This window comes from Enterococcus sp. DIV0970a (genome assembly GCF_051711265.1).
Taxonomy (GTDB): Bacteria; Bacillota; Bacilli; order Lactobacillales; family Enterococcaceae; genus Enterococcus_D; species Enterococcus_D casseliflavus.
Genome location: NZ_JBIOMF010000001.1, coordinates 1,314,226 through 1,339,503 on the forward strand (window position 1 = coordinate 1,314,226; position 25,278 = coordinate 1,339,503).

Consider the following 25,278-nt stretch of genomic DNA (forward strand, 5'->3'; position numbering starts at 1 on the left):
CGATTCGATCAGTAAACGGAGGCAAAACAATGGCAGAAGAAATTATTACATCGAAAGATCTGCATTTATACTACGGAAAAAAAGAAGCATTAAAAGGAATCGACCTTTCCATCAAAAAAGGCGAGATCACTGCAATGATCGGACCTTCAGGATGTGGGAAATCGACCTACTTGCGTTCTCTTAATCGAATGAATGATTTGATCCCTGGTGTGACAATTACAGGAAGTGTTGTCTATAAAGGGAAAGACATTTATAGTCCAAAGCAAGACATCGTTGATTTGCGCAAAGAAATCGGGATGGTTTTTCAACAACCGAATCCTTTTCCCTTTTCAATTTACGAAAATGTGATTTATGGGTTAAAATTAAAAGGAGTCACGGACAAGGAGATTCTTGATAAGACGGTAGAAGAAAGCCTGAAAGCAGCTTCTGTCTGGGAAGATGTCAAAGACAAACTTCACCAAAGTGCGCTTTCTTTATCAGGTGGACAACAGCAGCGGGTTTGTATCGCTCGGGTATTGGCTGTCGATCCAGAAATCATTTTGCTGGATGAACCAACCAGTGCGTTAGACCCCATTTCATCAGGGAAAATCGAGAATACCCTTCTAGCACTGAAAGAACGCTACACCATGATCATCGTGACCCACAACATGTCACAAGCTTCAAGAATCTCAGATAAAACCGCGTTCTTTTTGGACGGCAACTTGATCGAGTTCAATGACACGAAAAAAGTGTTCCTAAGTCCAAGCAAAAAAGAAACAGAAGATTATATCTCAGGAAGATTTGGTTAGGAGGAAAAGGGATGTTGCGTACACAATTTGAAGAAGAATTATTAAATTTACACAATCAATTTTATGAAATGGGGATGCTAGTCAGCAGTGCCATTCATAAATCTGTGCGAGCATATGTCAGACATGACAAAGAAATTGCGCAGGAAGTAATTGAAAATGATTTGGCGATCAACAATATGGAAGTTCGTTTAGAAAAAAAGAGCTTTGAGATGATTGCTTTGCAACAACCAGTAACGACCGATCTACGAATGATCATTACTGTAATGAAAGCCAGCTCTGACTTGGAGCGAATGGGGGATCATGCGGTATCCATCGCGAAGTCAACGATTCGGGTCAAAGGTGAAACGCGGATTGCTGAAATCGAAAAAGAAATCTCTGATATGTCGGATTATGTCAAGAAAATGGTCGATAATGTTTTAGTGGCGTATGTAAAGACCGACCAAGAAGATGCCCGTATGATCGCTCAAATGGACGATCGGGTCAATGAATATTACAAAGACATTTATTACAAAACGATCGAGAGTATGAAAGAAAATCCAGAAACAGTTGTCAGTGGGACCGATTATTTGTCTGTTGCTCAATACTTGGAACGAATCGGTGACTACGTTACGAATATTTGTGAATGGATCGTGTATCTTGCTACTGGGAAAATCAGTGAATTGAATACAAACCGTACGGAAATGATATAAGAAACCAGCTTGGGTTCTTGATCACATATCTCTTTTAAAAGAGATGGGACGGACCGTCGAAAGAAGTTGTCCTTTAAGAAGTAACTTCTCTCGGCGGTCTTTTTGATTTGAAAGAATCGCTTCAATCGATGATGTGAACAGGATAGGCAAATTAGAAATTGGCTCCTCCATAAAGATGGCCAATGGAAATCGATTCTATCGTCCCTGAAATTTACTAGTTGAGCCGTCTATTCTTTTCGTCGCCGACCTGCAGTGAAAGGAGCAATCACTCATTTACTCTAGCAGGCCTATTCCTTAAGAATTCTACTAGCTGAAACTTTTGTTTCTATTGGTTTTTCGTGGTACTGTTAATAATAGGAAGATCGTTTTGAGCCTAGAGGAATGAAGAAAAAGTGTCGGTTTTGCTTGCCAATCTGCAGATTGAGAAAAACTTGGTACTTAAGACCTATGACACTTTCGCTAAAACAAGGCATAATAGGTTCGTAAGCTAAACTTGCAATCACACATTTGCTGAAGGAGGCAATTTCCATGAACGAAAGAGAACGTATATTGGATCTAGTAAAAAAAGGTGTGCTTTCTACAGAAGAAGCCTTAGATTTACTAGAAGGTATGGCAAAAGCCAAAGACGAAAAACAAATTAACAAAGCTGCTGCTGAGGTAACCGCGGATAAGAATGCGACAAGCCCATTTGATGATACTGAAAACGACGATGAGATGTTCACGTTTGACAGCGAAGAAAAACTTCGTCAAAACGAAGCGCAAGACAAAGAAAATCTTGAAAAGATTCTCGATGGCTTAGCAACGGAAGCCAACCAAGCATCTGCTGAGTTGGACGAAATCAATGCTGAAATTCTTGGCGTCAAAGAAGAATTAAAAGAAGCACAAGAAACACTGATGCAATTGAACACCAAAGAAGAGTTGGATCAATTGTCAGAAGATGAATTGGCTACGCGTCACGAAACAGAAGCGACCATTACTGCCTTGGAAGAAACCTTAGATGGTTTATCTGAAGAAAAAGCAGAATTGGAAGCAAAATTAAAAAATATTCGCAAAGACCAATGGTCTCAAACAAAAGAAAAAATTTCTCAAAAATTAGATATTCCAGAGGATTGGAAAGAGCAAGCGACTGACACCTTTAACCAAGTAAGTGAAAAAATGGTCGATGCCAGCACACACTTCGGACACTTCTTGAAGAAAACAGTTCGGGCAGTGACAGAGTCAGTCAATGACAACATGGAATGGAAAGACATCAACTTGAAAGTTCCTGGTGTTGCAGCGACAAAATTTGAGCACACATTCAGCTATGACGAAACGGCAGCGACATTGATCGATGTGAAATTGGCAAACGGCAATGTTTCCTTCCAATTATGGGATGAACCAGGTGTCAAAGTAGATGCCAAAATCAAACTATATGGTAAAATGGATGCGGCGGAGCCTTTCGATGCTTTTGAAGCAAGAAGCCAAATCAATGTCGATGATGAACGCATCTCTTTCCAAATTCCTAACAAACGCATTCGTGCCGATCTCGTTTTCTACTTGCCAAAACGTACCTATGATCATGTGGCAGTGAAATTGCTGAACGGCAATGTTACATTCAATGAATTGGATGCGAAAGATGTCTATACAAAATCAACAAACGGCAATATCGATTTCCGCAAAGTAAACGCATCGATGTTAGAGATTGAAGGCGTGAATGGAACGATCACTGTTCAAGAGGGTGAGATTTTAGATGCCATTATCGAAACGGTGAACGGCGACGTTACGTTGACAGCAACGCCTCAAAATACCGGCATTTCTTTAGTAAACGGTAATATCCGTGTGACCTATAAGGAAGAAACGGTTCAAAAATTAAACGCCAGCTCTGTAAATGGGAATGTCAAAGTAGCATTACCGACAGGAATCGGTTTTGAAGGGATCGCAAAAACAAGTTTAGGTAGCATCAACAATCGTTTAAGCGAGATGGAAGTTGTGCGTGAGAAAAAAGAACGCCTAAACCAACTATTGCAATTCCGTCGGGTTGCCGATAAAGTCGCACAAATCGATCTATCCACAACAACAGGAAATGTCTTTATCAAAGATACAGACAAATAAGAATCGCTGGGTTTACACTCATTAAAGAAAAGAAGGAAGGTGTAGATAAATGAACAAAAAATTAACAAAATCAGCCAATAACGTTGTCATTACAGGTACTCTAGGGGGTCTGGCAGAATACTTGCGAATCGATCCAACCATCGTTCGCGTGATCTATGTCTTTCTATCTTTAGTGACTGCTGGATTCCCTGGAATCACTTTATATATCATCATGGCGGTCTTGATTCCTTCAGGACGCAAGAGCACCTCAGGATATGGCTACGACAATCACTACTACAAACAAAACAAATACAATGAAGCAAATCGTCCCCGTAAAGAAGCGGAAAAGGTGGAGGATGAGGACTGGAGTGACTTCTAGTGTCTTATTTTCAACGGCTTATCATGAATACACTGACGTTTGTCACATTGGCGGTTCTATTACCAAATATGATCCATGTTCAAAGCATTATGACTGCAGTGATCGCCAGTTTCGTACTGTCGATACTGAATGCTTTGATTAAACCAATTCTGATCGTCATTTCATTTCCATTGACTTTACTGACGCTTGGGTTTTTCACCTTTGTGATCAATGCGCTCATGCTGAATTTGACTTCGTATTTTGTTGGGTCAGCCAACTTCGGCTTCTCCTCGTTTGGGGCTGCACTATTAGTGGCGCTGATCATGTCAGTGATCAATATGATCGTGACCGAACACCATATCGAAAAATATTCACGTTAAAAAGACGTTTCACGTTTTCTCCACTAACTATGAAGCTAGTGGAGAAACGGAAACGTCTTTTTTTAGTTTAACTGTTCTTCTTTGATGGCTGCCAGGTACGTATCTACTGCCTGTAACGTTTCATCAAGCGCTCCTTTTTCAAAAGGTGAACGCAAATGAGCAAGAGCCAGGATCTCAAGGAATGTTTTCGTGCCGCCGACTTCGCAGATGGCCAAATAATCTTGCCAAGCGGTTTCGTCTTTTGCCACGATGAATCGATACCAAAATTGGAACGCACACACTTGCGCCAATGTATAATCGATATAATAGAAAGGTGATTCAAAAATATGCCCCTGTCTAAACCAATACAAGCCACGATCAAGGTCCGGATATTCGGAATAATCCCGCTCAGGACAATATTGACGTTCTAATTCCCGCCAACGGGCTTTGCGCTGCGCAGGTGACCATTCGGGATGCTCATAAACGTCTTGCTGGAAGTGATCCACTAAAACGCCATAAGGCAGAAATTGCAGGCTGCTAGCAAGATGCGCAAATTTGTATTTTTCTGTTTCTTCTTCGAAAAAAGCATCCATCCATGGCCAGGCGATAAATTCCATCGACATTGAATGGATCTCGCAAGACTCATAATTGGGAAAGAGAATTTCCGGTTCTTTGACCCAACGAGAGCGAAAGGCTTGAAACGCGTGGCCAGCTTCGTGGGTCAAAACATCGACATCGCCAGAAGTGCCGTTAAAGTTGGCAAAGATAAATGGCGATTGATAGTCTTGGATAAACGTACAATAGCCGCCAGATTGTTTGCCTTTTTTGCTTAGTAGATCAAGTAGGTCATGCTCGAGCATAAAATCAAAAAATTCGCCAGTTTCAGGGGATAGTTCCTGATACATCACACGGGCTTTTTCTACTAGTTCTTCAGGAGTTCCTTTAGGCTCTGCGTTACCACTAGGATAAACAAGCGGCAGGTCGGTAAAGGTTGCCTGAGTCAATTGATTACGCTGCGCCTGTCTTTGGTATAGTTTTTGGGCGATTGGGACGACTTTTTCTAAAATTTCCCGACGATAGGTCTCGATCATTGAACGATCATAGTCCCAACGATTCATTTGGGTATCCGCAAAGGCGACGTAATTTTCAAAGCCGAGCTTGTGGGCGATCTCGGTACGAACCTTGACCATCTCGTCATAAATTTGATCAAAACGGTCTTCATTTTCCGTGAAGAAAGCCGTTTGTTTTTCAAACGCTTCTTTTCGAACACCGCGATCTTTGTTTTCGGTAAATGGTCGCAGTTGTGCGAGGGTATAGGTTTCTCCTTGGAAGTCGATTTGGGCAGAAGCGACCAATTTGCTGTAATCAGAAGCCAATTGGTTTTCTTTTTGAAATAATTCGATCAAGGCCTCATCAAAAAGCTTCACACGGCTTTCGGCAAATAAAAAAAGTGTTTCTGGATATTCGGCTTTTAATTCATCTAAGACAGGTGAAGCCAGGAGTGCTTGATAGAATTGAAAATCCAGAGCTTCAAAATGAGGCTGGTATTCATTCCAAAAGGTGTCTTCTGCTTCATAAAAGGCATCGTTGGTATCGATCGAATAGCGCATCGAAGCCAAGTTCATTGCGGTATCGATCGTTCTTCTTAGTTCGTTCAAAGCATCAAGGGCTTGCTTCGCCTCCGAGAAGGTATCGGCTGACTGAAGGTTCGCTAATGCTTTTTTGAATGTTTCTTGATAGACTGGAAAATCAGGGCGTTGATACTTGTATGCTGAAAATTTCATTAAAAATCCCTCCTTAGTAAAATAATAACACAAACGAAAAAGAATGAGGACTTCTATTGGCGAAGGTAGTAACTTTACTGATAGAATGATAAAATAGAACCAGAGTGTCGTTTACAAGAAACAGCGGCAAGAATCATTGAGAAAAGAGGGAAAACCTATGGCAGAAACCGTCAAAGTCAGCGAGCTGGCGGAGGCTTTAAATTTAGAGATAGTTGAAGGAACTGAAAACAGTTTAGAAAGAGAAATCATTACCGGCGATATTTCCCGACCTGGTTTGGAATTGACGGGTTATTTTAATTACTATTCCCATGATCGTCTGCAATTATTCGGCAGCAAAGAGATCACCTTTGCGGAACGAATGATGCCAGAAGAACGCTTGATGGTGATGCGCAAAATGTGTGCTGAGGATACCCCAGGGTTTATCGTTTCTCGCGGCTTGGAAGTACCAGCAGAAATGATTCAAGCCTGCAAAGAACATGAGATCACAATTTTGCGTTCGCCCATCTCAACCTCACGTCTGCAAGGAGAGCTTTCTAGTTTCCTCGATGGGCGTTTAGCCACAAGAACCAGTGTCCATGGAGTATTAGTGGATGTCTATGGGCTAGGTGTTTTGATTCAAGGCGATAGCGGAATTGGGAAAAGCGAAACAGCCTTAGAGTTGATCAAACGTGGGCATCGGTTGATCGCTGACGATCGGGTGGACGTGTATAAGCAAGATGAATTGACTTTGGTAGGGGAACCGCCGAAAATCTTGCAGCACTTGATCGAGATCCGCGGGATCGGGATCATCGATGTCATGAATCTTTTTGGTGCCAGTGCCGTACGAGGGTATATGCAAGTTCAAGTAGCAGTGTATTTAGAAGCTTGGGCGAAAGACAAAAAGTATGATCGACTAGGAACCGATGATACGACGGTTGAAATTGGTGGCGTCGATGTACCACAAATCAAGATCCCGGTAAAAACTGGTCGAAATGTTGCGATCATTATCGAAGTCGCTGCCATGAATTTCCGAGCGAAAACGATGGGCTACGATGCAACGAAGACCTTTGAAAATCGATTGACGCAATTGATCGAAGAAAATTCTGGAAACTAGAGAGGATAAGATAGATGTTAGGTTTAGTAAATCGAGTCGCATTTGAACTATTTGGTTTGCCGATTTATTGGTATGCGATAATTATCGTATCAGGCGTGATCATTGCTATGTGGTTAAGCACGAGAGAGGCGGTTCGTGTCGGGCTCAAGCCAGATGATGTGACTGATTTTATGTTGATTGGATTGCCAGTAGCGATCATTGGTGCGCGGCTTTATTATATTCTGTTTGACTTGCAATACTACATTGATGACCCAAGTCAAATTTTCAATATTCGCTCTGGTGGGATCGCGATCTATGGCGCACTGATCGCCGGGGGGATCTGGCTATACTTTTTCTGCCAACGAAATTTTATTTCTCCCTGGACCTTCTTAGACATCGCCGCACCAAGTGTCTTATTGGCACAAGGCATCGGGCGTTGGGGCAACTTTATGAACCATGAAGCATTTGGCGCTGAAGTCAGCCGCTCCTTCTTAGAAAGTTTGTATATACCGAAATTTATTATCGATAATATGTATATTGATGAAGCGTATCGGCAGCCGACCTTTCTTTATGAATCGGTTTGGAACGTGATTGGATTTATCGTTTTGATCTTCTTGCGTAAGAAAACTGGGTTATTAAAAGAAGGCGAAGTCTTCTTGAGCTACTTGATTTGGTATGGATTCGGGCGCTTCTTTATTGAAGGAATGCGTACCGATAGTTTATACTTATTTGGTGGAATCCGTGTGTCACAGGCACTTTCCGCTTTATTGTTCTTCGGAGCGATCGCTTTAATGATCTGGCGCAGGAAAAAACAAGCGTTAAAGGATTACAACCGCAGCTTTGGTAAGAACCAAGCGATTATCTAAACAGTTATTTTATCGAAATTATGGTAAAATGATGAAGTGCATGAATTTGCGAAAAGGATAGAGGAGGTTTCCATAGTGAAACAGAAAATCGCCGTCTTAGGTCCCGGATCATGGGGGACTGCTTTGGCACAAGTCTTGTCTGAAAATGGACATGAAGTGACTATTTGGGGGAACAATCCCGCCCAAATCGATGAAATAAATACGTATCATACGAATCGGCATTATTTGCCAGATCTGAAGCTTCCTGAAAATATTCTAGGCTGTAAAGATTTAGAAGAGGCGATCCAAGGGGCAGATGCCGTCTTGTTTGTCGTACCAACTAAAGCGATTCGTGCCGTGGCACAAGAATTCACTAAGAAAACAACTGGCAAGCCAGTCATTATCCATGCCTCAAAAGGGTTAGAACAAGGCAGTCATAAACGAATCTCAGAAGTACTTGCCGAAGAGATCCCAGCTGATAAACGGCAAGAAATCGTTGTTTTGTCAGGACCATCTCATGCTGAAGAAGTCGCTGTCCATGATATCACGACGATCACGGCAGCTTCAGAAAATGAAGCGGCTGCTAAGTATGTACAAGAGCTATTTATGAATGATTACTTTAGAATCTACACGAATAACGATGTGATCGGTGTCGAAACTGGCGCCGCTTTGAAAAACATCATCGCCATTGGTGCCGGTGCTATCGCAGGACTTGGCTTTGGGGATGATGCGAAGGCAGCGATTATGACCCGTGGGTTAGCAGAAATCAGTCGTCTTGGTGTGGCAATGGGTGCCAATCCTTTAACCTTTATCGGATTGAGTGGGGTTGGCGATTTGATCGTCACTTGTACCAGTGTCCATTCACGGAATTGGCGTGCAGGAAACCTATTAGGAAAAGGCCATAGCTTAGATGAAGTATTAGACAATATGGGGATGATCGTTGAAGGAGTTTCAACCACAAAAGCTGCCCGCGAATTAGCAGAAGCTTTGTCGGTGGAAATGCCAATCACAGAAACGATTTATTCGGTCTTGTATGAAGGCAAAGACATCAAGCAAGCAGCTAAAGATATTATGCTGCGAGACGGCAAAGAAGAAAACGAATTTTCGGTAGATCAATCATTATGATTAAAGGAGCGAGTCACATGAATGTTAAAAAAGCAGTTATCCCAGCAGCTGGTCTAGGTACCCGATTTTTACCAGCTACAAAGGCAATGGCAAAAGAAATGTTGCCGATCGTTGACAAACCAACGATCCAGTTTATCGTGGAAGAAGCATTACAATCAGGGATCGAAGATATTTTGATCGTCACAGGGAAAGCAAAGCGTCCAATCGAAGACCATTTCGATGCCAATTTAGAATTAGAGATGAATCTAAAAGAAAAAGGCAAGACGGAGCTTTTGAAATTAGTGGAAGAAACAACTGACGTAAATCTTCACTTCATTCGCCAATCTCATCCAAAAGGATTAGGTCATGCCGTATTACAGGCTCGGGCATTTGTCGGAAATGAACCGTTTGTAGTTATGCTTGGTGATGACTTGATGGAAGATCAAGTACCGTTGACGAAACAGTTGATCGATAATTATGAAAAAACGCATGCATCAACGATCGCTGTCATGGATGTTCCTCATGAAGATACATCAAAATACGGGATCATTGATCCTGGTATGGAAGTTGAAAAAGGCTTGTTCAATGTCAAAAACTTTGTTGAAAAACCAGCGCCAGAAAATGCGCCAAGTGATTTAGCAATTATTGGCCGCTACTTGCTGACCCCTGAAATTTTTGATATTTTAGCCAATCAAGAACCAGGTGCTGGTGGCGAGATCCAATTGACGGATGCCATCGACACATTAAATAAAACCCAACGCGTGTTTGCTCATCAATTTACCGGCAAGCGTTACGATGTTGGAGACAAATTCGGTTTCTTAAAAACAAGTATCGAGTATGGTCTAGTGCACCCTGAAGTCAAAGACAGCTTGAAAGAGTATTTGATCGAGTTAGGAAAAGAACTAGCTCCGGCTCAAAAAGAAGTCAAAGAAGCACCGAAAGCGTCAAAAAAATAACAAAAACTCCTAAACAAGGCGATTTCTGATGAAATTGCTTTGTTTTTTTATTATTTCTCGTTGAAAGCGGATAATTTTCTTAAAAATGCAGTCTTTTATTTGTAGAAAGTGCAGTGAAATGCTATTCTTAATATAAGTAAATGGGGAAAGGAGCCATTCTATGTCAGGAGGAGAACTAGCTGCATTGATTGCTGCGATTGCATTTGTCGTATTGGTCATTTTCGTCGTTCGTTTGTTGATGCAAGTCAGCAAGACAATGACCAAAGTAGACAAAACGGTCGAAGAAGCAAACACAACCATCCGTGTCATTACCAAAGACGTTGATATTCTCTCAAAAGAGGTTGAAGGTCTATTGGTAAAAACGAATGAGCTTTTACAAGATGTGAACGGAAAAGTCGCAACCATCGATCCTTTGTTCACAGCAGTTGCAGATCTAAGTACCAGTGTTTCAGAACTAAATGTTTCTGGAAAAAATTTAATTACGCGCGTGGGTAGTCTTGGCCGGACCACTGCCAAAGCAACGGTAGCTGGAAAAGTCGGTCAAACAGCCATGAAATTTTTCAAAGACAAAAATAACCAAAAATAAAAGGAGGACTTTCAATGAGTAAAAAAGGCGGATTTTTATTAGGAGCAATCATCGGAGGAACAGCGGCAGCAGCAGCAGCACTTTTGTTGGCGCCAGAATCTGGTAAAACATTAAGAAATAAATTAGCAAAACAAGCAGACGATTTATTAGATAAAGCATCTGATTATGGTGATTTAGCCAAAGAAAGAAGTACGGATCTTGTCGATATCGCTAAAGATAAAGCGGCAAAACTAAGCGAGCAAGCATCTGACTTCACCGGTTCTTTAACAGCGAAAGTCGATGACTTGAAAGAAACAGCAGCTGGTTCATCCGAAGAAACCGTTGAAGAGTTAAAGAAACAAGCAGGTGATCTATCAGAACGCTTCAAAAAATCAGCGAGCGATGTGAAAGAAACAGCGAAAGATGCCAAAGAAGATGCAGATGATACAGTCCAAGATATCATTATTGATGCAAAATCTTCTGCAGCGGATATGAAACAAACCGTCAAAGAAGGGGCACAAGAAGCAAAACCTGTCGTTGAAGAAGCCAAAAAAGACGGTCAAGCAGCAGCTGCTGATTTGAAAAAAGAAGCTGGAAAGGCAGCGGATGATGCCAAAAAAACAGCGAAAGCAGAAACAAAAGAAGCTAAAGCTGACTTGGAAGATGCCAAAGAAGAATTAAAAGACACATTAGAAAAAAACAACCCAGAAGCATAAGTAAGGATAAAACTTGATTGCTTTAAAAGATAAAAACGTTCGCCAATTAAATCGGCGAACGTTTTTTTGTGATTTCAGTAGTTATTCGTTTGATGCTTGGGTGATTTCCCAATCGCAAAGTTGATAGAGCCAATCCTGCAGGTGACTGAATGAAAAACCAATTTCCTCAGCGAGATCAACATTGATCGAATAAGCAGGTGTACCATTGTAAGGGCCTTGGTCGCCTGTTTCTGAAAAGAGCGGGGAAAGACCAGTTTTTTTCGTTACGTATTGCAGCACTTCTTCTAAGGAAACTGTACCTTTTGACGCACCATTGATGGGGCCTGTGAACGAGCTAGTGCCTAGAAACGCTAAAAATTTACCAGCTTCTTGGGCATCCACAAAGCCCATTTGATGCGTTAGATTATCGACAGCCATTGGCTTTTGCTTTATCAGATGGTCAATGTAAAAGGTAAAACGTTTTGTGTAATCATCTGCACCGATCACATAAGGAAAGCGGACAAAAACGGACGGGATCTGACTGTATTTTTGGGTCAGGATCTCTTCCACGGTTCGCTTGCCTTGTGCATAATCGACCTCCTCAGAGCTGACCAGTCTGAAGGGTTCTTTAGCAGGGTCAAAATCCGCTTCAATCAAATCGAAGTGTAATTCATGATACGCAGACATTGAGCTAGTAACGATGTAGCGCTTGGGTGTGACATGACGCAGTAGAATCTCAATGTCGTTAGAAGTATAAGCAATATTGTCAAAAATGACATCATAGGTTTCTTTTGTCAATGCCGTTTTGATACTTTCTTCGTCCGTACGATCGAAGATGATTCTGTTGACTTGATCGCCAAAGGAATCTTTCGTGTTCCCTCGGGTAGCGATCGTCACGTCCAATCCTTGATCAATTAGTGATTGGACCAAATATTTACCGAAAAAACGTGTGCCGCCTAAAACCAACACTTTTTTACTCATAAGAACACTCCTTTTCATGTAATGCCAACAAGTTGCGCCGTTTCATTAGGAAAATCAAGATAAGATCAATAATTCTTTTGCTGTTTTGGTAAAAGGTACACAGCCATCTGCTGTGACATACACACAGTCTTCAATGCGGACACCGACCTGATCTGGTAAATAAATGCCCGGTTCGATAGAGAAGCACATGCCTTCTTCGATCACTAAATCATTGCCAGTGATCAAAGAGGGGAACTCATGAACCGTGGTCCCGATGCCGTGACCTAGACGATGGTTGAAGTAGTCGCCGTAGCCATAGCCAGTAATCACATCACGAGCGATCTTGTCTAATTCTCCAGCGGTGATCCCAGGTTTGACCGCTGCTTGCGCTGCTAGTTCTGCTTCAAGAACGATGTCATAAATTTTTCTTTGTAAGGCAGTCGGTTCTTTATAGGCAACCGTTCTGGTTGCATCACTGCAATATCCTTTCCAAACGACCCCTAGGTCAAACAAGACAAGTTCATTGGCAGTCACTTTGCGGTCACCAGGTACGCCATGAGGACTTGCTGCATTGGCACCAGCTAACACCGTTGTATCGAAGGACATATGGGAAACCCCACGCTTTTTCAACTCGTACTCAATTTCTGCCACGATTGCCATTTCGCTGACGCCTTCTTTGGTGGCAGCAAATCCAATCTCAAAAGCAACGTCTGCCCAGTTGCCAGCTTCTAGCAAGGTGTCAATTTCAGCAGCCGTTTTAGTTAACTGCATTTTTTGAATGACCGGAGTCACATCTAAAGAAAAATCGGTCTGTGGCAAAAACCGTTTCAATGCTTCATAGCGCTCGACGGAAAGGTCATTTTTTTCTAGTGCCAAGGAAGAAACTTGGTAACGAGAGGTCAATTCCTGACAGATTTTCGCCCAAGGGTCTTCGCTATCGAGATAACCGATAATGTCAAAAGGCCAGCCGCTATTTTTTGCTTCTTCTACTTCCAGAGCTGGTGTGAAAAGAAAGGGATCTTTTCCAGGTGCGACAAACAAAGCAAGGACCCGTTCATGAGGTTCACTTTTAAAACCTGAAAAATAAGCGATCGTTGCTGGATTAGAAATATAGGCAACATCTGCGCCATTGGTTTTCAACCAGCCATTTAACTCATTGATTTTTTTATCATTCATTTGAAAAAACCTTCTTTCAAGTATTCTTTTTCTATTTTATCATGCTTTCGAAGAGAATAGGGGCGGGGAAAGTAGGAAATTGCTAAGTTTTCATGAAAACAAAATTAAAACGGTTGCAAATACGGAAAAAATTTGCTATCCTAACAAAGAAATGTAAATAAGATTTTCTGAAAATAGAATAAGGGAGATATATCATGGAAAAACAAACAATTACGATTTATGATGTTGCACGGGAAGCGAATGTATCGATGGCAACTGTTTCACGGGTAGTCAACGGAAATCCAAATGTAAAACCAGCAACTCGTAAGAAAGTGCTGGAAGTGATCGACCGCTTGGATTATCGTCCAAACGCAGTTGCTCGAGGGTTAGCAAGTAAAAAGACCACGACTGTTGGTGTCATCATTCCTGATGTCAGCAATATGTTCTTCTCATCACTTGCTCGTGGGATCGATGATGTAGCGACCATGTATAAATACAATATCATCTTAGCCAACTCTGATGGCGATACTATGAAAGAAGTCAACGTTTTGAACAACTTGTTAGCAAAACAAGTGGACGGCGTTATCTTCATGGGTCATCGCATCACGGATGAAATTCGCGGGGAATTCTCTCGCTCAAAAACACCAGTCGTTTTAGCTGGTTCGATCGATCCTGATGAACAAGTAGGAAGTGTCAATATCGATTACACAGCAGCTGCCAAAGATGCTGTTTCATTATTGGCGAAAAACAATCAAAAAATCGCTTTTGTCAGCGGTGCTTTGATCGATCCAATCAATGGCCAAAACCGCTTGAAAGGCTATAAAGAAGCCTTGAAAGAAAACAACCTTGAATATTCTGAAGGGTTGATCTTTGAATCACCATACAGCTTTAAAGAAGGCTTAGCCTTAGTTGATCGCATCATCAACAGTGGTGCGACAGCAGCTTATGTCACAGACGATGAGTTAGCCATCGGCGTCTTAGATGGTTTGTTAGACAAAGGTGTTAAAGTTCCTGAAGATTTCGAGATCATCACCAGCAACAATTCATTATTGGCTGAAGCCGCTCGTCCACGCTTATCAAGTGTGACGCAACCATTGTATGATATGGGTGCCGTTGCGATGCGTCTATTGACAAAAATGATGAACAAAGAAGATGTAGAACAAAAAACGATCGTCTTGCCTTACGGTATTTCAGAAAAAAGTTCTACGAAATAAGCAGCGATTTGATCAAACGATCAGTGGAACAACGCCTTGTTGTTCCACTTTTTGCTTCAACGATCGTTCGTGTGAGGAGAAAATCTATGGATTTTCTCCTCACACTTTTTTTTTTGCATAAAAAAACTGATCAGCACAAGGCTGATCAGTCATCATTATTGTTGGTATTTTGTTGATTATTGTCTTGCTGTTCCTCATCGTCATCTTCATCATTTGCCGTAGGTGTAACATTGTTGGATCCGTTATTCGATGATGTATTCGACGAACGATTGGTTGAACGGCTAGAAGATGCTTTTTTCCAATAGTCAGCATAGTTTGCATCTGAACCACCGAGTCCAAATTTGAAATCGACCGTATCTGGTCCGCCAGTGGCCCAATACGAAGTAACGGTACTGCTTGGATTCGTATAGGTTCGATTATCGACTCGCACGGTTCCTCCTGGTTGGGTACCAGTAAACTTGGAAACTTGAGCTTTTTTGACATCACTAGAAAGTTCAAACTTCTGATTCACACCAAAGACTTCTTGGTTTGTTTGATAAATACGATTGATCAAGTAAGCCATATAGTTAGCTGTCCGAGTTCCTGCAGCGCTATCGGTCCCTTTATTGTCATCTCGACCTGACCAGCTGCTGATGGTGATCGATGGGGTGGAGACGACTAGCCAAGAGTCCGACCAGTTGTTGGTGGAACCAGTTTTTCCGACCCAATCGGCATTTCCGAGGTTCCAATCCAATCCGCTGATAACCGATTTAAAGGAACTGGTTTTTTGCTCATCGATGACACTACGCATCATGTCGGTCATGATGGAAGCCGTCGCTTCTGAAAAGACATGGACAGGTTTGGCTTCATGCTGGTAAAGCACTTCGCCTTCATTGTCTTTGATTGATTCGATGATATAGCCTTGCTGATAAACACCATTATTGGCAAATGTTTGGAAGCCATTCGTTTGATTCAAGACTGTGACATCTGTAACCCCTAATGGCGCTGATTCATACGCCCAGCTATTATCTTCGGGATAGCCCATTTTGCTTAAATAATTTGTGTAGGCATAAAAATGATCGCCTTCTTTTTCCCAAAGATCTTGGAAAATATTTGTCGCTGCGATATTACTGGAAACCTCCAATGATTCACGAATCGACATAAAAGTATTGGTTCCACGGTTTGTGGCATTGACGATCGGCTCACCGGCGTTTTCTCCTGTCCGCCATTTTGCGGCATAGTCAGAAACCATCGATTCAGAGCCCATTAAGCCACTTTCGATCGCCGGTCCGTAAACCAGCATGGGTTTGATACTTGAACCTGCTTGGCGTTTGGCATCAAAGGCATGGTTGAATTGATTGTCAGCATAGTTACGACCGCCAATAAAGCCTAGTACTTTCCCAGTGGCGTTGTCCATCATGACATTACCGACTTCGATGGTGGAGTCACCCCAGTTGTCTAGCATATAGCCGTATTTGTCGACGGCATCTTGCATCGCATTATAAATATCTTTATCGATCGTTGATGTGACGGTATAGCCGCCATTAACAAGTTTTTGCTGCGCCAATTCGAAGTATTTTTGATAGGTTTCCTCTTTGGCGTATTCTTCGTCACTGACATCATCTTCATCTGCCAGCTGTTTGGCAATAATGTCTTTTGCTTCATTTAACACAGTGTAATAAAGGAAGCTTTGATCCGTTTGTTCAATGGCTTCTTGTTTTTTGAAGTCTTGCTTTAAGTCATAATTAAGCGCCTCTTCGTATTCTTCTTTCGTGATATCGTGGTTACGATACATACTGAAGAGCACGAAGTCTTTTCGTTCTAAGCCAGCGGTCAAGTTTTCCTTGATCTCACCCGTATTTGTATAAGGGCTGTAGACGATCGGGCTTTGTGGCAGACCCGCAATAAAGGCTGCTTGCGGTAAAGACAGGTCAGCTGCGTTGACGCCAAAAATTCCTTGCGCCGCTTCTTGCACACCTGCGATATTTTGCCCTTTATTGTTTCGACCAAAAGGGGAGATGTTTAAATACATAGTGACGATCTCATCTTTATCGAAAAATTTCTCCACTTCCATGGCTAATAAAATCTCATTGGCTTTGCGTTTAAAGGTCGTTTCACTGGAAAGGATTTGTTGTTTTACCAGCTGCTGGGTCAAAGTGGAACCCCCGCTGCCGCCAAAGCCTGTCGCTTCTGATAATAATGCCCGCACGACTGCTTTTGGTACGACCCCATTATGAATATTAAAATATTCGTCCTCTGTTGCGATGATCGCTTTTTTCAAATAATCTGAAATTTGATCGGAATTAACCGACGTTCGCATTAGATCCGAGCGAATCGTTGCGATTTTGCTGCCATCAGCGTATGCAAGTTGAGAAGTCTCTGTGATGTCGGTCAATTCTTTTTGTAACTCATCTTTAGAAGGAGCTGCGGTATCTTCCACAAGAAAAGCAAAGTAGCCGGCACCGATCCCTAAGGCTAAAGAACCGCCTAGAACCAGCAAAGAAATAGCAACTAAGAACAAGGCATGTAAAACCCTAAGACTGATGTTGAAATAGAACCAGCCTCTATTTTTGTTTTCTGTATTCTTTTGATTTTTCGTTTTCTGGGACAAAAAGAGTCACCTCAATAAATTAGAATAGATTCCGTGTAATTATAGCAAAAAACAAGGCGCTTGGGTAGCACCCTATCTGTTATCGAAAGAAGTGTGCGAGAAAATGCCAGTTGGTGTTTGTATTGAACCAGCGATAATAAAGGAAAATGAACGGATTTGCCTAAAAGTTTCTTTTTTGGTAAAGGACTTTGAGAGAAAGACTTTTCATTGACCTCTTTTTCAGTTAAGATGAACAATGAAGCAATTATTAGGAGGAGAAAGAATGAGTACAGACTTTTTTGAAGAGCTAAAGCAACGCGGATTAGTTCATCAGACCACAGACGAAGCAGCCTTGACCAAACAATTAAATGAAGAGTCTGTGAAACTATATATCGGCTTTGATCCTACCGCAGATAGCCTGCATATTGGTCATTTATTGCCTATTTTGATGTTGCGCCGTTTCCAACAAAACGGACATGTGCCGATCGCATTAGTTGGTGGCGGTACAGGAATGATCGGTGACCCATCCTTTAAAGATCAAGAACGTCAATTAAACACATTGGATACCGTTTTGGAATGGTCACAAAGTATCAAAAGCCAATTATCTCGCTTTATTGATTTTGATGACCAAGAAAATCCTGCCATCATTGCCAATAACTATGAATGGTTAGGGGAATTGAAACTGATCGATTTCTTACGGGACACGGGGAAAAACTTTACCATCAACTACATGATGAGCAAAGAAAGTGTCAAACGTCGGATCGAAACAGGAATTTCCTACACCGAATTTGCATACCAGCTTTTACAAGCCTATGACTTTTTGAACCTTTACGACAACCACGGTTGCTTGTTGCAATTAGGCGGTAGCGATCAATGGGGGAATATCACCTCTGGGATCGAATTATTACGTCGTGAGCGTGAAGTCCAAGGGTTCGGTTTGACTATGCCATTGATCACAAAAGCAGATGGAACGAAATTTGGGAAAACAGAAGGCAATGCGGTTTGGCTAGATGCCAAGAAAACGACGCCTTACGAGTTCTACCAATTCTGGATCAATACGGATGATCGTGATGCAGTCAAATTCTTGAAATATTTCACCTTCTTATCATTAGAAGAAATCGCTGCGATCGAAGCAGAGTTTAACGCTGCACCAGAATCTCGAGCAGCACAAAAAGCTTTGGCAAAAGAAGTCACTACTTTGGTTCATGGGGCAGAGGCTTATGAACAAGCCGTACGCATCTCAGCAAGTTTATTCAGTGGCAACATCAAAGAGTTGAACGCTGAAGAGATCGAACAAGGCTTTAAAGGGGTTCCTAGCCACCAGGTAACAACTGATGATTCTTTGAACATCGTTGAAGTATTGACAACTGCTAAAATCGAACCATCAAAACGTCAAGCAAGAGAAGACGTACAAAATGGGGCCATCTACATCAATGGGGAACGCGTCCAAGACCTAACGTACGAGCTCCAAGCAAGTGACCGGATCGGTGGGAAATACGTCGTGATTCGTCGTGGCAAGAAAAAATATTTCTTATTAACATTTTAATCGCAAAAAGCGAACCGCCCTGTTGGTTCGCTTTTTTCAAATTTTTGTAGAGGAAGGGTTTTTGTTGGAATGGGAAACATAGTGTTGAATGCCGCCGGCTTATTTGCCATGATTTTCTTAGGGTATTTTCTTAAGCGGCTAAATGTCCTTTCAAAAGCCGATGGCTCGATCTTATCCAAAATTATTTTGAATGTGACGTTACCGGCAGCAATCATTTTGAATTTAGCTTCAATGCAAGTACAAGTCAGTGCGCTTAGTTTGATTGTGATCGCGTTGATCATTACGATCGTCCAGATCCTCTTCGCATTTTTCTTGACCAAAAAAGAATCGAACACGTTGCAGCAGTTTGCGATGTACTGCGGGTCAGGCTTTAATATCGGCAATTTTGCGATTCCTTTTGCCCAAAGCTTTTATCCTTTAGGGATTCCGCTGATTTCGCTGTTTGATATGGGGAACAGCATCATGTTGGCAGGGGGAACGACGATTTTCATCGAATTCTTGATTGGAAAGCGGACGACGTTTGAACCAGGGAAAATCTTTTTGAATCTCCTGCGTTCGCCAACGTTTACCATTTATCTAGTGATGCTGATTATCCGCAGTGCGGATTGGAGGATTCCCGAAGCGGCATTGGCGCTTGTCCAACCAATCGGGATCGCAAATACGTTTTTGTCCATGTTTATGATTGGCTTATTTTTGGATTTCCGCTTACCGAAGCACACCACCCAAACTGTGATCAAAATTTTAAGCTTGCGGTACGGACTGGCATTCGTGCTGTTCGCAGCTTTCTATGTTTTACCAATCCCAGTTTTATTAAAGCCAGTTCTTTGTTTGTTAGTGTTTGCTCCAATTCCTTTATTCGGTGTCATTAATTCCGTGATTGCTGGAATGGAGGAAGAAGCGGTGGGGTTCGTTTCTTCCATTAGCTTTTTGATAAGTATGCCGCTAATGACGGGTGTTCTGATGTTATTTGGACTCGCTTGATAAAAAAATACGGCAATGAGCAAAATAATCGCTTTACAAGGCGCTTTTATCGATAATAGAGAAGACTAGATTTAGGAGGAAAAGAAAAATGTTGATTGGTTCACACGTTTCAATGAGCGGCAAAAAAATGCTTTTAGGAGCAGCAGAAGAGGCAGCTAGCTATCAAGCTACTACGTTTATGATCTATACCGGAGCTCCGCAAAACACGCGGCGCAAACCGATCGAAGAGATGCAGATCGCAGCTGGACAAGATTTTATGACGGAAAAAGGAATCTCGAATATCGTCGTCCATGCCCCGTACATCATTAATTTAGGCAATACCATCAAACCAGAAAACTTTGGCTTTGCTGTTTCGTTCTTACAAGAAGAAATCCAACGAGCCCAAGCTTTAGGTGCAACTCAAATCACATTGCACCCCGGTGCCCATGTCGGTGCAGGACCAGAAGCTGGGATCAAGCAGATCATTAAAGGCTTAAACGAGGTCCTTGAAAAAAATCAAACTGCCCAGATCGCATTAGAAACAATGGCAGGTAAAGGCACCGAGATTGGTCGCAGCTTTGAAGAATTGGCAGCAATTATCGATGGTGTCACCTTAAATGAAAAATTATCCGTTACACTAGATACTTGTCACACGAACGATGCTGGCTACAATGTCAAAGAAGACTTTGACGGCGTGTTAAACGAGTTTGACAAAATCATCGGGTTGGATCGCTTGAAGGTCATCCATGTCAATGATTCAAAAAATCCACAGGGCAGCCACAAAGACCGACATGCGAATATTGGTTTTGGCACGATCGGCTTTGAAGCCTTGAATAAGATCGTTCATCATGAGCAATTATCAGCGTTACCAAAAATTTTGGAAACACCCTATGTTGGCGAAGACAAAAAGAATAAAAAAGCCCCTTATGGCTATGAAATCGCGATGCTGCGGGAAAAGACCTTTGATCCTGAGCTATTGACGAAAATCATGGCGGGTGCTTAAACGGTTCATTTAACCATGAGCAGCTTATTATTGGAGGAAGAAAAATGGACTTTCAGTTGCTGATCGATGCCGCGAAGCAAAAACTGGGATTCAGACAGCTCTCTCAATTTGCAGAAGCAGGGAGTGTTGCGGCAGCTCTGGCTACTGCAGATGGACAGATTTATACAGGGATCTGTATCGATACCAGCTGTTCTATGGGTTTTTGCGCCGAACAGGTTGCGGCTGCGCAAATGATCACTGATGGTCAGCAGCGGGTGTTACAGATGGTTGCAATCAATTCGGCAGGTGAGCCGATCCCACCTTGTGGTCGTTGCCGTGAATTCATCAGCCAGCTGGATCCTGCCAACCATAACACGCAGGTCATGATCGCAGCAGGAAAAATCATGACGCTAGAAGAGCTGTTGCCTGTTGATTGGAAAGCATCAAAATAAAAAGAAGCCCCTTAGACTGAAGCGACCCCCAAAAGTTAGACCAAAAAATCTAACTTTTGGGGGTCGTTATTTGTATGGCAAAATATCCTTTTGAATTAAAACTAAAAATCGTTAAAGAATATCTTAGTGGCGTGGGCGGATATCGGTATCTTGCCAACAAATACGGTATTTCAAGCAAGTCTCAAGTAAGTAATTGGGTGAATGCCTATCGTGAATACGGAGAGGAAGGTCTATTGAGAAAGCATCAAAATCAGAAATATTCTGTTCAATTTAAGTTAAATGCGCTAGAGTTATATCAAACAAGTGAGATGTCCTATCGAGAAGTTGCTAGCACTTTAGAAATGAACAACCCTGCGCTTATTGCCAATTGGATGCGTAATTTCAGAGAAGCAGGTATTGAGGGGCTCTCAAAAGAGAAAGGGCGACCACTTACTTTGACTAGAAAAAAAGAAAACAAAAAAGAAAATACAACAACTGAAGAACGCGAGCGTATCAAGGCATTAGAAAAGCAAGTCCGATCCCTTCAAATTGAGAATGCCTTTTTAAAAGAGTTGAGGAAGCTGCGAAAACAGGAAGCCCAGCAAAGACGCAAGAATCAATCGCACGAATCATCGCCAGCCTCCGAGGATCATTCAAACTAGTTGAGCTTCTTGAAACATTGAAATTTCCTAAAGCAACCTATATGTATTGGCAGAAACGGTTTGACAGACCAAACCCAGACCAAGAAATTGAAGAAAAAATGCTTGAAATTCGCAAAGAGCATAAAGACTATGGCTGTCTGCGACTAAAAAAAGAATTAGAGAATCAAGGGATTCATGTCAATAAAAAGAAGATTCAACGCCTGATAAAAAAACTAGGTATCGAAGTAAAGTCTTACACTCGAAAATCTCGACGGTACAATTCTTATCGTGGGAAGGTTGGTACTGTCGCCAAAAATCGTATTCATCGTCGGTTTTATACAAATATCTGTCACCAAAAAATTACAACTGACACCACAGAGTTTAAGTATTATGAAGTAGACACCACAGGTGTCGTTCGTCAGAAAAAGCTGTATTTAGATCCTTTCATGGATTTCTACAATAGTGAAATTCTATCTTATCGGATTTCTGAAAAACCAAACGCACTAGCCATAATGGAAGGATTAGAAGAAGCAATCCAGATGACAAATGATTGTCCATTTCGTAGAACCTTCCATTCAGATCAAGGATGGGCCTATCAAATGAATGCTTATAAGAATAAATTGAAGCAGCATAAAATCTTCCAGAGTATGTCTCGTAAAGGGAATTGTTTAGATAACTCACCTATGGAAAACTTCTTTGGTTTATTAAAGCAAGAGATTTTTCATGGAGAAGTCTATCGGAGTTTAGATGAATTGAAAACAAAAATTGACCAATATATCTATTATTACAACCATAAACGCATCAAAAAGAAATTAAATTGGCGAAGTCCGGTTCAGTTTCGAGAAGCTGTAAAAACAGCTGTCTAACAGTTAATCTTATCGTACAAAAAAGGAGTGGATTTCTCCACTCCATAAAAGTCTAACTTTTTGGGGTCACTACAGACCGCTGTGTTCTAAGGGGCTTCTTTATTTTATCGATTCCATGGACGAGCTACGCTTTTGGATAAAAAAACTCCTCAACAAGCAATAGCGCTTTGTTGAGGAGTTGATCGATAGCAATGATTAGAATTTTTTCGCAGCAGCTGCTACGCGTTCTAAACCTTCAGCAATGATTTTTGCTGTTTTAGAAGGATCTGCATTGTGGCCTTCAATGATTACTTCTTCTGTGATGTTCATGCCGAACATACCACCGAAAACTTTTTCCATAAAGGTTACAGCGTTTTCCATTGCGCTCATTTCGCCTGAGTAAACACCACCACGGGCATTCAATAGAACGATTTCTTTGTCTTTCAATAATTGGTTCATTGAACCATCTTCGTTATAAGAAAAAGTAAAGCCAGCTTGGAAGATATAGTCGATGAATGTGTGCAAGGCAGCAGGAATCGTTAAGTTCCACATTGGGAAAGCGAAAACGATGGTATCCGCTGCTGCGAATTTGTTCATCACGTCTTGACGGACAGTCATCAATTCTTGTTCTTCTTGGTTTAATTCTTGTTCTTGTGAAAGTTTGCCAAATGCTTCAAATAACGTTTGACCGATATAAGGCATTGGTTGTGCGTACACATCAAAGGTTACAACGTCCACATTGTTGGTATCAAGATTTTCAACGAACGTATCAAACATTTTTGCAGATACTCCATCAGGACGGTTATTGGCTTTAACAACTAAAATATTTTTCATTTTTTTCCACCTTTACTTTAAGTAAGTTTTAATCACAAAACGTAGTATACTATAAAATAATTTTGCTTACAATAAATAAGTACACTTTTTTTAAAAAAGCTGGAATTTTGCGGTTTTTTTCACGCAGTTTTGGTAAACTTTAGAGAAAACAGGAGGATTTCTATGAAAATATTCGTGGTCGAAGATGACAAATCGTTAGTCAAAATGATGGAAAATCAATTATCCCGCTATGCGTATCAAACCTTTGTTCCAGAAAATTTCGCTGCGGTTTTAGATGAATTCTTGATGATCCAACCTGATTTGGTTTTGTTGGATGTCAATCTACCTTATTATGATGGGTTTTATTGGTGCCAAAAAATCAGGGAACGTTCGTTGGTTCCAATTCTCTTCATCTCCGCCCGTGACGGCAATATGGATCAAGTGATGGCTCTAGAATATGGTGCTGATGATTATCTAGTCAAACCTTTTTCTTATGACTTGCTGCTGGCAAAAGTAAAAAGCCACATTCGCAGAGTCTACGGGGATTATTCACAGTCTGATCGGGCGAGAAGTTTGAAAGCCGGCGAATTGATCTACTATCCCGAAGCATTGAAGATGGTCTATCGTGAATCCAGTGAATGGCTGACTGTTCGAGAAGGAGAATTATTGACCCTGTTAATGTCGGCACACCCAGAGATGGTCAAACGGGAACGGATCTTAAATCTATTATGGGATGATGAGCGCTTCGTTGATGACAATACGCTTTCTGTCAATGTCGGCCGTTTGCGAAAAAAACTGGCGGCAATGGGCATCAATGATCCGATCCAAACGATTCGCGGAAAGGGCTACGCCTTATCAGTGATAGGTACGGAAGAATGAAAGCATATGCAAGTGTTCATTTACCTAAACTACTCGTTACGTTCCTAGCCATTTCATTGTTCGTTTTAGTGATTTGGTTGGATGGCTATCGAAATTACCTCGTAATTGGTTATGGTCTGCTTCTATTCGGGCTGTTCATTGTTCTTGTTTATTTGGTAGATTACCTTTCCAATACTGCGTTTTATCAGTATATCAAGCATGGAAGAGCGACACACCGAAGCAATGGCTACCTTTCCAAGCAATGGCGCAAGCAGTTCGATGCCCATGAACAGCAAGAGCAAGAGCGGCTGACAGAATTAGATCAGCACCATCAAAATCATATTCGTTTCATGAATATCTGGGTTCATCAAATGAAAACACCTGTCTCAGTTTTGGCGCTAATGGCTGAAAGTGAAGAAGTCGATAGCTATGATCTTTTGGCTGAAACAGATCGCTTAAAAAGTGGCTTGGCGACTGCGCTGAATTTTGTGCGCTTGGAAGATTTCACGGAGGACTTCGTTATCGAATCAGCCTCATTGTTGGAATTGTTAAAACACAGTATCGGTGACCAGAAGCGAAATTTTATTCGCAGTGAAGTCTATCCGAAGCTGATGAGTGAAGCAGATATCACGGTGACAACAGACAAAAAATGGCTAGGTATTTTGCTCTTTCAACTCATCAGCAACGCCATCAAGTACTCAAAGCCAGACAGTAAAGTCTATTTTGAGATCGATCCTTTTTCTAGAAGCTTAACGATCGCAGATGAAGGCTGCGGGATTGCAGCAGCGGATCTCCCGCGGGTTTTCCGCCCCTTTTATACAGGTCAGAATGGGCGGCAAACAGGAGAGGCAACTGGGATCGGTCTTTATTTAGTTGAAACGATCAGTACGCAATTAGATATCGATGTATCGCTTGCCTCTAAGGAGAATCAAGGCACGACGGTTACCTTAACATTTCGGAGGTGAAGGCTTTCTTACAATTTTGTAAGCTTTCTATCATGAAATCGATAACTGATTGCG

The 25,278-nt window shown here is 41.7% G+C and carries 25 protein-coding genes; 20 read left to right on the top strand and 5 right to left on the bottom strand.

Translation table 11 applies throughout. The features are described 5' to 3' along the window. Positions 1-29 precede the first annotated feature (29 nt). The 5 genes from pstB (at position 30) to IGK14_RS06175 (ending at position 4,285) form a co-directional block, all read left to right on the top strand. Positions 30-788, top strand: coding sequence for a phosphate ABC transporter ATP-binding protein PstB (gene pstB / locus IGK14_RS06155; protein WP_005225784.1), 759 nt, complete (start codon positions 30-32; stop codon positions 786-788). Between the two features lie 11 nt (positions 789-799). Next, positions 800-1,477, top strand: a complete 678-nt coding sequence (phoU, locus tag IGK14_RS06160) for a phosphate signaling complex protein PhoU (protein WP_010748004.1) — start codon at positions 800-802, stop codon at positions 1,475-1,477. A gap of 528 nt (positions 1,478-2,005) precedes the next feature. After that, positions 2,006-3,568, top strand: coding sequence for a daptomycin-sensing surface protein LiaX (gene liaX, locus IGK14_RS06165; protein WP_010748005.1), 1,563 nt, complete (start codon positions 2,006-2,008; stop codon positions 3,566-3,568). A 49-nt stretch (positions 3,569-3,617) separates the two neighbouring features. After that, positions 3,618-3,926, top strand: coding sequence for a PspC domain-containing protein (locus tag IGK14_RS06170; RefSeq protein WP_438711873.1), 309 nt, complete (start codon positions 3,618-3,620; stop codon positions 3,924-3,926). Then, entirely contained in the window at positions 3,926-4,285 is a 360-nt protein-coding gene (locus IGK14_RS06175; protein ID WP_005225788.1) for a phage holin family protein, read from the top strand. The genes IGK14_RS06170 and IGK14_RS06175 overlap by 1 nt, the downstream gene beginning before the upstream one ends. A gap of 62 nt (positions 4,286-4,347) precedes the next feature. Here the strand turns inward: IGK14_RS06175 and IGK14_RS06180 are convergent, their stop codons facing one another. Beyond that, on the bottom strand, positions 4,348-6,048 hold the full coding sequence (locus tag IGK14_RS06180; protein ID WP_154694393.1) for a M3 family oligoendopeptidase: 1,701 nt from the start codon (positions 6,046-6,048) through the stop codon (positions 4,348-4,350). A 157-nt stretch (positions 6,049-6,205) separates the two neighbouring features. On the opposite strand from IGK14_RS06180, the gene hprK reads away from it, so the two are divergent. From hprK to IGK14_RS06210, 6 genes are all read left to right on the top strand, one after another. Next, a complete protein-coding gene (hprK, locus tag IGK14_RS06185; protein WP_005225790.1) occupies positions 6,206-7,141 on the top strand; it encodes an HPr(Ser) kinase/phosphatase in 936 nt (311 codons plus the stop codon). A gap of 14 nt (positions 7,142-7,155) precedes the next feature. Next, on the top strand, positions 7,156-7,986 hold the full coding sequence (lgt, locus tag IGK14_RS06190; RefSeq protein WP_010748008.1) for a prolipoprotein diacylglyceryl transferase: 831 nt from the start codon (positions 7,156-7,158) through the stop codon (positions 7,984-7,986). 75 nt (positions 7,987-8,061) lie between these two features. Continuing rightward, positions 8,062-9,090 carry an NAD(P)H-dependent glycerol-3-phosphate dehydrogenase gene (locus IGK14_RS06195; RefSeq protein WP_005225792.1) on the top strand — a complete coding sequence of 343 codons (1,029 nt, stop codon included), beginning with the start codon at positions 8,062-8,064 and terminating at the stop codon, positions 9,088-9,090. 17 nt (positions 9,091-9,107) lie between these two features. Then, positions 9,108-10,025, top strand: a complete 918-nt coding sequence (gene galU / locus IGK14_RS06200) for a UTP--glucose-1-phosphate uridylyltransferase GalU (RefSeq protein WP_005225793.1) — start codon at positions 9,108-9,110, stop codon at positions 10,023-10,025. Positions 10,026-10,185: 160 nt separating this feature from the next. Beyond that, positions 10,186-10,611: a DUF948 domain-containing protein gene (locus IGK14_RS06205; RefSeq protein WP_005235398.1), complete on the top strand. Its 426-nt coding sequence runs from the start codon at positions 10,186-10,188 to the stop codon at positions 10,609-10,611. A 14-nt stretch (positions 10,612-10,625) separates the two neighbouring features. Beyond that, the gene (locus IGK14_RS06210; RefSeq protein ID WP_005235400.1) at positions 10,626-11,306 is read left to right on the top strand and encodes a YtxH domain-containing protein; all 681 of its coding nucleotides are present in this window, start codon (positions 10,626-10,628) and stop codon (positions 11,304-11,306) included. An 81-nt stretch (positions 11,307-11,387) separates the two neighbouring features. Here the strand turns inward: IGK14_RS06210 and IGK14_RS06215 are convergent, their stop codons facing one another. Both IGK14_RS06215 and IGK14_RS06220 read right to left on the bottom strand, forming a co-directional pair. Next, positions 11,388-12,266 (bottom strand): NAD-dependent epimerase/dehydratase family protein, encoded by an 879-nt coding sequence (locus tag IGK14_RS06215; protein WP_154694394.1) that lies wholly within the window; start codon positions 12,264-12,266, stop codon positions 11,388-11,390. Between the two features lie 54 nt (positions 12,267-12,320). Then, positions 12,321-13,421, bottom strand: coding sequence for a M24 family metallopeptidase (locus IGK14_RS06220; RefSeq protein WP_194185959.1), 1,101 nt, complete (start codon positions 13,419-13,421; stop codon positions 12,321-12,323). 194 nt (positions 13,422-13,615) lie between these two features. Between IGK14_RS06220 and ccpA the strand changes: the two genes are divergently transcribed. After that, positions 13,616-14,614, top strand: coding sequence for a catabolite control protein A (gene ccpA, locus IGK14_RS06225; protein ID WP_005225798.1), 999 nt, complete (start codon positions 13,616-13,618; stop codon positions 14,612-14,614). Positions 14,615-14,759: 145 nt separating this feature from the next. Here the strand turns inward: ccpA and IGK14_RS06230 are convergent, their stop codons facing one another. Next, positions 14,760-17,204, bottom strand: a complete 2,445-nt coding sequence (locus IGK14_RS06230) for a transglycosylase domain-containing protein (RefSeq protein WP_438711878.1) — start codon at positions 17,202-17,204, stop codon at positions 14,760-14,762. Between the two features lie 262 nt (positions 17,205-17,466). Between IGK14_RS06230 and tyrS the strand changes: the two genes are divergently transcribed. The 6 genes from tyrS to IGK14_RS06260 all read left to right on the top strand — a co-directional run bounded on the left by tyrS (position 17,467) and on the right by IGK14_RS06260 (position 22,609). Then, positions 17,467-18,729, top strand: coding sequence for a tyrosine--tRNA ligase (gene tyrS, locus IGK14_RS06235; RefSeq protein ID WP_121261658.1), 1,263 nt, complete (start codon positions 17,467-17,469; stop codon positions 18,727-18,729). 69 nt (positions 18,730-18,798) lie between these two features. Beyond that, positions 18,799-19,710: an AEC family transporter gene (locus tag IGK14_RS06240; protein ID WP_005225801.1), complete on the top strand. Its 912-nt coding sequence runs from the start codon at positions 18,799-18,801 to the stop codon at positions 19,708-19,710. Between the two features lie 88 nt (positions 19,711-19,798). Continuing rightward, positions 19,799-20,692, top strand: a complete 894-nt coding sequence (locus IGK14_RS06245) for a deoxyribonuclease IV (protein WP_005225802.1) — start codon at positions 19,799-19,801, stop codon at positions 20,690-20,692. A gap of 44 nt (positions 20,693-20,736) precedes the next feature. Beyond that, the gene (locus IGK14_RS06250) at positions 20,737-21,123 is read left to right on the top strand and encodes a cytidine deaminase family protein (protein WP_154694398.1); all 387 of its coding nucleotides are present in this window, start codon (positions 20,737-20,739) and stop codon (positions 21,121-21,123) included. A 74-nt stretch (positions 21,124-21,197) separates the two neighbouring features. Beyond that, complete coding sequence (locus IGK14_RS06255; RefSeq protein ID WP_016249831.1) at positions 21,198-21,764, top strand: helix-turn-helix domain-containing protein; 567 nt, start codon at positions 21,198-21,200, stop codon at positions 21,762-21,764. Continuing rightward, positions 21,734-22,609 carry an IS3 family transposase gene (locus tag IGK14_RS06260; RefSeq protein ID WP_317726542.1) on the top strand — a complete coding sequence of 292 codons (876 nt, stop codon included), beginning with the start codon at positions 21,734-21,736 and terminating at the stop codon, positions 22,607-22,609. Before IGK14_RS06255 ends, IGK14_RS06260 begins: the two co-directional genes overlap by 31 nt. A 195-nt stretch (positions 22,610-22,804) precedes the next feature. On the opposite strand, the gene IGK14_RS06265 is transcribed toward IGK14_RS06260, so the two are convergent. After that, on the bottom strand, positions 22,805-23,422 hold the full coding sequence (locus tag IGK14_RS06265; protein WP_154694400.1) for an FMN-dependent NADH-azoreductase: 618 nt from the start codon (positions 23,420-23,422) through the stop codon (positions 22,805-22,807). 162 nt (positions 23,423-23,584) lie between these two features. On the opposite strand from IGK14_RS06265, the gene IGK14_RS06270 reads away from it, so the two are divergent. Further along, complete coding sequence (locus tag IGK14_RS06270) at positions 23,585-24,280, top strand: response regulator transcription factor (protein ID WP_154694401.1); 696 nt, start codon at positions 23,585-23,587, stop codon at positions 24,278-24,280. Further along, a complete protein-coding gene (locus IGK14_RS06275; protein ID WP_154694402.1) occupies positions 24,277-25,224 on the top strand; it encodes a sensor histidine kinase in 948 nt (315 codons plus the stop codon). The genes IGK14_RS06270 and IGK14_RS06275 overlap by 4 nt, the downstream gene beginning before the upstream one ends. The last annotated feature ends 54 nt before the right edge of the window (positions 25,225-25,278 follow it).

Coding starts and splice junctions, on each gene's coding strand:
- pstB (WP_005225784.1), top strand. CDS start 30: ATGGCAGAAGAAATTATTACATCGAAAGATCTGCATTTATACTACGGA.
- phoU (WP_010748004.1), top strand. CDS start 800: ATGTTGCGTACACAATTTGAAGAAGAATTATTAAATTTACACAATCAA.
- liaX (WP_010748005.1), top strand. CDS start 2,006: ATGAACGAAAGAGAACGTATATTGGATCTAGTAAAAAAAGGTGTGCTT.
- IGK14_RS06170 (WP_438711873.1), top strand. CDS start 3,618: ATGAACAAAAAATTAACAAAATCAGCCAATAACGTTGTCATTACAGGT.
- IGK14_RS06180 (WP_154694393.1), bottom strand. CDS start 6,048: ATGAAATTTTCAGCATACAAGTATCAACGCCCTGATTTTCCAGTCTAT.
- hprK (WP_005225790.1), top strand. CDS start 6,206: ATGGCAGAAACCGTCAAAGTCAGCGAGCTGGCGGAGGCTTTAAATTTA.
- lgt (WP_010748008.1), top strand. CDS start 7,156: ATGTTAGGTTTAGTAAATCGAGTCGCATTTGAACTATTTGGTTTGCCG.
- galU (WP_005225793.1), top strand. CDS start 9,108: ATGAATGTTAAAAAAGCAGTTATCCCAGCAGCTGGTCTAGGTACCCGA.
- IGK14_RS06205 (WP_005235398.1), top strand. CDS start 10,186: ATGTCAGGAGGAGAACTAGCTGCATTGATTGCTGCGATTGCATTTGTC.
- IGK14_RS06210 (WP_005235400.1), top strand. CDS start 10,626: ATGAGTAAAAAAGGCGGATTTTTATTAGGAGCAATCATCGGAGGAACA.
- IGK14_RS06215 (WP_154694394.1), bottom strand. CDS start 12,266: ATGAGTAAAAAAGTGTTGGTTTTAGGCGGCACACGTTTTTTCGGTAAA.
- IGK14_RS06220 (WP_194185959.1), bottom strand. CDS start 13,421: ATGAATGATAAAAAAATCAATGAGTTAAATGGCTGGTTGAAAACCAAT.
- ccpA (WP_005225798.1), top strand. CDS start 13,616: ATGGAAAAACAAACAATTACGATTTATGATGTTGCACGGGAAGCGAAT.
- tyrS (WP_121261658.1), top strand. CDS start 17,467: ATGAGTACAGACTTTTTTGAAGAGCTAAAGCAACGCGGATTAGTTCAT.
- IGK14_RS06240 (WP_005225801.1), top strand. CDS start 18,799: ATGGGAAACATAGTGTTGAATGCCGCCGGCTTATTTGCCATGATTTTC.
- IGK14_RS06245 (WP_005225802.1), top strand. CDS start 19,799: ATGTTGATTGGTTCACACGTTTCAATGAGCGGCAAAAAAATGCTTTTA.
- IGK14_RS06250 (WP_154694398.1), top strand. CDS start 20,737: ATGGACTTTCAGTTGCTGATCGATGCCGCGAAGCAAAAACTGGGATTC.
- IGK14_RS06255 (WP_016249831.1), top strand. CDS start 21,198: ATGGCAAAATATCCTTTTGAATTAAAACTAAAAATCGTTAAAGAATAT.
- IGK14_RS06265 (WP_154694400.1), bottom strand. CDS start 23,422: ATGAAAAATATTTTAGTTGTTAAAGCCAATAACCGTCCTGATGGAGTA.
- IGK14_RS06270 (WP_154694401.1), top strand. CDS start 23,585: ATGAAAATATTCGTGGTCGAAGATGACAAATCGTTAGTCAAAATGATG.
- IGK14_RS06275 (WP_154694402.1), top strand. CDS start 24,277: ATGAAAGCATATGCAAGTGTTCATTTACCTAAACTACTCGTTACGTTC.